The 4,735-nt window shown below is 40.2% G+C and carries 1 protein-coding gene, 14 tRNA genes, 1 rRNA gene and 1 pseudogene; all 17 read left to right on the forward strand.

Translation table 11 applies throughout. From position 1 onward, the window contains the following. Positions 1-98: ribosomal RNA gene (gene rrf / locus GGQ92_RS16005) — 5S ribosomal RNA — on the forward strand; the annotation flags it as partial. A gap of 13 nt (positions 99-111) precedes the next feature. Next, positions 112-186 (forward strand) — tRNA-Asn (locus tag GGQ92_RS16010). 3 nt (positions 187-189) lie between these two features. Continuing rightward, positions 190-281: transfer RNA gene (locus GGQ92_RS16015), tRNA-Ser, on the forward strand. Between the two features lie 9 nt (positions 282-290). Then, positions 291-365, forward strand: a tRNA-Glu gene (locus GGQ92_RS16020). A 2-nt stretch (positions 366-367) separates the two neighbouring features. Next, a tRNA-Val gene (locus tag GGQ92_RS16025) sits at positions 368-443 on the forward strand. Positions 444-482: 39 nt separating this feature from the next. Then, positions 483-559: transfer RNA gene (locus tag GGQ92_RS16030), tRNA-Met, on the forward strand. A gap of 4 nt (positions 560-563) precedes the next feature. Beyond that, a tRNA-Asp gene (locus tag GGQ92_RS16035) sits at positions 564-640 on the forward strand. A gap of 24 nt (positions 641-664) precedes the next feature. Next, positions 665-740 (forward strand) — tRNA-Phe (locus GGQ92_RS16040). A 29-nt stretch (positions 741-769) separates the two neighbouring features. Continuing rightward, positions 770-854 (forward strand) — tRNA-Tyr (locus GGQ92_RS16045). Positions 855-861: 7 nt separating this feature from the next. After that, a tRNA-Trp gene (locus GGQ92_RS16050) sits at positions 862-932 on the forward strand. A gap of 14 nt (positions 933-946) precedes the next feature. Next, positions 947-1,021: transfer RNA gene (locus GGQ92_RS16055), tRNA-His, on the forward strand. Between the two features lie 26 nt (positions 1,022-1,047). Further along, positions 1,048-1,122 (forward strand) — tRNA-Gln (locus GGQ92_RS16060). A 7-nt stretch (positions 1,123-1,129) separates the two neighbouring features. Beyond that, positions 1,130-1,204 (forward strand) — tRNA-Gly (locus GGQ92_RS16065). Positions 1,205-1,219: 15 nt separating this feature from the next. Beyond that, positions 1,220-1,293 (forward strand) — tRNA-Cys (locus tag GGQ92_RS16070). Between the two features lie 46 nt (positions 1,294-1,339). Continuing rightward, positions 1,340-1,423, forward strand: a tRNA-Leu gene (locus GGQ92_RS16075). A 464-nt stretch (positions 1,424-1,887) separates the two neighbouring features. After that, on the forward strand, positions 1,888-2,322 hold the full coding sequence (locus GGQ92_RS16080; protein WP_184251301.1) for a DUF6526 family protein: 435 nt from the start codon (positions 1,888-1,890) through the stop codon (positions 2,320-2,322). A 587-nt stretch (positions 2,323-2,909) separates the two neighbouring features. After that, positions 2,910-4,191 (forward strand): annotated as a pseudogene (locus GGQ92_RS16085) (MFS transporter). Positions 4,192-4,735: the final 544 nt, after the last annotated feature.

The following is a 4,735-nucleotide window of genomic DNA, read 5'->3' on the forward strand; positions in this document are numbered from 1 at the left end:
GAGGTCACACCTGTTCCCATACCGAACACAGAAGTTAAGCTCTTCAGCGCCCATGGTAGTTGGGGTTTTACCCCTGCGAGAGTAGGACGTCGCCAAGCTTAATTCCATTATTCCACAGTAGCTCAGTGGTAGAGCAATCGGCTGTTAACCGATCGGTCGTAGGTTCGAATCCTACCTGTGGAGCCATATGGAGAGCTGTCCGAGTGGTCGAAGGAGCACGATTGGAAATCGTGTGTGCGGTCAACGCCGTACCGAGGGTTCAAATCCCTCGCTCTCCGCCACTTTATATAGGCCCGTTGGTCAAGCGGTTAAGACACCGCCCTTTCACGGCGGTAACACGGGTTCGAATCCCGTACGGGTCACCATCGGAGGATTAGCTCAGCTGGGAGAGCACTTGCCTTACAAGCAAGGGGTCGCAGGTTCGAGCCCTGCATCCTCCACCATTTTCTTAATTGGTGTAAACATAACTCTATTTTTATTATCGCGGGGTGGAGCAGTCTGGTAGCTCGTCGGGCTCATAACCCGAAGGTCGTAGGTTCAAATCCTGCCCCCGCAACCAAATTGGTCCGGTAGTTCAGTTGGTTAGAATGCCTGCCTGTCACGCAGGAGGTCGCGGGTTCGAGTCCCGTCCGGACCGCCACTATTTATTTCATATCCTAAGAATGGCTCGGTAGCTCAGTCGGTAGAGCAACGGACTGAAAATCCGTGTGTCGGCGGTTCGATTCCGTCCCGAGCCACCACTATATATTCTCATTTTCATAATCGGCTTGGAGGGATAGCGAAGAGGCTAAACGCGACGGACTGTAAATCCGTTCCCATCGGGTTCGTAGGTTCGAATCCTACTCCCTCCACCATCTACATAGGGGTATAGTTTAATGGTAGAACAGAGGTCTCCAAAACCTCCAGTGTGGGTTCGACTCCTACTACCCCTGTATTATCCCTTATGGCGGCCATGGCGAAGTGGTTAACGCACCGGATTGTGGCTCCGGCATCGTGGGTTCAATTCCCACTGGTCGCCCCATTTTTATATTTTTAATACATAGTCATTGGGCTATAGCCAAGCGGTAAGGCAACGGGTTTTGGTCCCGTCATTCCTAGGTTCGAATCCTAGTAGCCCAGCCATTTTCGTGCGGAAGTAGTTCAGTGGTAGAACACCACCTTGCCAAGGTGGGGGTCGCGGGTTCGAATCCCGTCTTCCGCTCCATTTTTAATCTTATAGGGCGGCATAGCCAAGTGGTAAGGCCAAGGTCTGCAAAACCTTTATCACCGGTTCAAATCCGGTTGCCGCCTCCATAAACTTAACTTTAATTGACTTTAACATAACATAATTGACGATCATGCCGGTGTGGCGGAATTGGCAGACGCGCGGGACTCAAAATCCCGTTTCCACTGGGAAGTGTCGGTTCGAACCCGACCACCGGTATCTTGAACACTAGAAACGTTGATTTGGCGGTATTCTCTACGGAGGGTATCGTCATTTTAATATCCAATTTCACGGAGAATGTTCGTAAAATAATCCCGTGCATAGGTACGTTATATTTAGGCGCTTTTCTTTGGAATTAATCCGAAGGGAGGCGTCTTTTTTTATGAATAAAAGTATCGGTAAACGGAGAAGTAACTTACTTAACCTGCAGGAAATCGGGATTGCAACAGAGCCATTATAGCTAAATAACGTTAGTTTCGACGTAGCTTATTATGGTTTTATCGAGGACGGGAACAACGAGGGCTTAAACCGTATTCAATGACTAACTATTAGAGAATGTTAGGTTTATTTCGGCGATGGTTACATGCAAATTTAAATGATATAAAAGAAAAGTTTTTAAGCTTTTACTATTTGTAGAAAGGTGTTATAATACCCCTACAGGTATATTTGTGGGAGGTGGAAAAATGAAGGAACAATCTTATGAAAATCATACTCGCTATCAACCGTTACAACACTTTGTTTGGTTACCGTTAAGTTTTCTTCTATTAATCGAAACCGTAGTATACGCCGTTATTGAATTCATAAACTATGGATTCTCTTTGCATTTGTTATTATTAGTGGGTGTAGTTATTCTGGCAATCATACCAGGAATGCTGGCTCGTATATATGCAATCACTTTGCAGGACCGATTAATCCAAAACGAAGAACAATTACGGTATTTTATGTTAGCTGGAAAGGGATTGGATAATAGACTTACTAAGGAGCAGATGATTGCGTTGCGATTTGCATCGGATACGGAGTTTGTTGAGCTAGTTAATCGTACAATTGAGGAAAATCTATCGCCAGAAGATATTAAAAAGAGTATAAAAATATGGAGGCCAGATCACCATCGTGTTTAATAGATGTCTCTTTACTTCGTTATGATGGTGTCACCTCAAGCTTTACTAGCAAGCTTATAAGAATCGATAGTATGATGTTAAGCCAGAACAGTTAAAGTGTTTTACAGTCCATAACAACAGCAGGAGTCAAATGAGGTAAACATTGAAAATACTCTACAATTGCAATTGTGAACCGGGAAACGGAAAAAAATAAACTATTTTAAAATAATCCGATTTACTTGATAGAGAGTATTCAATTTCCAAAGAGTTCGAGATACTATTCCTCTACCCTTTGGATATTTCATTTTTTTAAGAGTTAATAAAAATGATTCAAGCAATTCCAAGGCAACAAAATATGCACTTCATACTCTTCTATTTTTAGCTTTATCACCGAATGGTAAAACAGTTAATTCTTCCATAATAGAAATTTCGTACAATAGATACGTGTGCTAAATTTATTTGTTGTTTCTAGTAAATCTACTACACTCTAAATATAGATATTATAAATCTTTAATATCTTAAATTCTATTTATGCTGTATGAAAAAGAAATTATACATTGAAGTAAGTTTAAAAAATATATACAGGGGAGGGAGACTCTTATGTTCAGATTTCAAACCGAGATATACAAGAAATTGCTAAATCAAAAAGTTTACAAAATGCTTTGTATAAAAGAACATTACTTGTTATTTTAATATCACAAACACTTGGAGGAGCAGGATTAGCAGCAGGTATTACAGTTGGTGCCCTACTGGCTCAAGAAATGTTAAATATCGAAAGCTTAACAGGATTGCCTGCCGCTCTATTTACTTTAGGTTCTGCACTTTCAGCATATGTTGTAGGACGCGTTACGAATTCATTTGGAAGAAGAATAGGTCTTTCTTTTGGTTTTATTGTAGGAGGACTCGGAGCACTTGGGGTTGTAATAGCAGGAAATACAAATAGTATCGTGCTATTATTTATTTCGTTATTTATTTATGGTGCAGGTACATCAACGAATTTACAAGCACGTTATGCTGGTGTTGATTTAGCAAAACCAAATCAACGTGCAAAAGCTGCTAGTATTGCAATGGTCGCAACAACATTCGGTGCAGTGGCCGGTCCCAATCTTGTTACACCAATGGGGAATGTAGCAGTGTCTCTAGGTATGCCTACACTCACAGGCCCCTTTTTACTTGCAATGTTGGCATATACTTTGGCTGGACTTGTATTCTATATCTTTCTAAAACCTGATCCATTAATAGTCGCACGTGCAATAGAAGAAAAAAATAAGGCGAAGATAGAAACGGTTGTTACAGAAAATTCCGAGCAAGAAAAGAAGCGTACAGGTGTTATGATTGGAGCAAGTGTCTTAATCTTATCTCATATTGTTATGGTAGGGATTATGACAATGACACCAGTTCATATGGAGCACCATGGAAGTGGATTATCTGCTGTTGGGTTAGTCATTGGTCTCCATATTGCAGCTATGTATCTCCCTTCTCTTATTACAGGATCACTTGTTGATAAAATTGGTCGTATGAAAATGGTTATTGCCTCTGCTCTTACATTAACAGTTTCAGGGCTATTGGCTGCCTTAGTTCCGGGTGAATCTGTTGTATGGATTACTGTTTCACTTATTTTGCTAGGTTTAGGTTGGAACTTCGGTTTAATCAGTGGAACGGCAATTGTTGTAGATTCTGCAACTGTTCACGACCGAGCGAAAATACAAGGAACAATTGACGTAGGGGTTGCAATAGGTGGGTCTGTCGGTAGGTATAGTATCAAGTTTTATTTTTGCATACTCTAGTTATACTATATTAGGTTTTGTCGGTGCTTATCTGTCATTTATGCTAATACCAGTAATTTTGTGGGTAAATATGAAAAAAAGAAATAAGATAAAGACCACGTAAAACTATAAAAATAGTAATTCAATATAATAGTTATGCTGAAAGTTTTGCTCTACTGGATTTAGGGCCATTAAAGAGTTACACACAATTGAAGCAAAAGATAGTTTTTTTTAAGTATTCGGTAAACATTTTTATACATCTAGAGGATCTTGCAGTTGTGTCATGTACTTTTACAACAAGCAAGGAAACTTATGAGGACGGGGGTTAAACGCCTCCTCCTACTCAATATCCCGACTTTATCTTTATTGTTTAGATATTAGCATGAACCTGTCTAAGACTACTTATAGGTAAAAAATTTCTCTGCTCATATAGTGAATTGTCTTTCCGATTTTTTCTATCTGGAACCTTGTTACTAACTTCACACCTTCATCAGCCTTCCGCATAGCAAGCCTAATATCTCCACTTTAGATTACCAACAATTACTCAGTCAATAAGTATCTTTATAGTAACTATGATGCTAGTATAGTTTCATGGACACATCTAAGTTAAATTTATACAATGAATTTCAAGGAGGATGTGTCCGATGAGTACAAGAAATAAAGGCAAA

This window comes from Gracilibacillus halotolerans (assembly GCF_014206945.1).
Taxonomy (GTDB): domain Bacteria; phylum Bacillota; class Bacilli; order Bacillales; family Amphibacillaceae; genus Gracilibacillus; species Gracilibacillus halotolerans.

Bases quoted from the DNA above. Each gene is read 5' to 3' on its own strand.
- GGQ92_RS16080 (WP_184251301.1), top strand. From the start codon at position 1,888: ATGAAGGAACAATCTTATGAAAATCATACTCGCTATCAACCGTTACAA.